The sequence below is a fragment of the Rhizobium sp. CF142 genome (assembly GCF_000281145.1).
In the GTDB taxonomy this organism is placed as follows: Bacteria; Pseudomonadota; Alphaproteobacteria; order Rhizobiales; family Rhizobiaceae; genus Rhizobium.
In genome coordinates this window covers 1-354 of sequence record NZ_AJWE01000141.1, presented here as the reverse complement: position 1 = coordinate 354, position 354 = coordinate 1, and the positions used below count along the sequence as shown (strand labels likewise).

The following is a 354-nucleotide window of genomic DNA, read 5'->3' as shown; positions in this document are numbered from 1 at the left end:
CTCGTCGCCGGCAAGGGCGCAAAGGCCGCCGCCGACGCGGCTGCCAAGCTTTCCGGCGTCTCCAAGGTACTGCTCGCCGAAAGCGACGAGCTCGCCAACAATCTCGCCGAGCCGCTCGCCGACCTGATCGTCTCGCTGGCAGGCAGCTACGACACGATCGTCGCCGCGGCCACCTCCACCGGCAAGAACGTCATGCCGCGTGTCGCAGCACTCCTCGACGCCGCCCAGGTCTCTGAAATCATCGACGTGGTTTCGCCCGACACCTTCAAGCGCCCGATCTATGCCGGCAATGCGATCCAGACGGTGCAGGCGACCGACGCCAAGAAGGTCATCACCGTGCGCACCGCCTCTTTC

At 66.1% G+C, this 354-nt stretch carries 1 pseudogene; it reads left to right on the top strand.

The features are described 5' to 3' along the window. Nucleotides 1-354, top strand: a pseudogene (locus PMI11_RS35175) (electron transfer flavoprotein subunit alpha/FixB family protein); the annotation flags it as partial.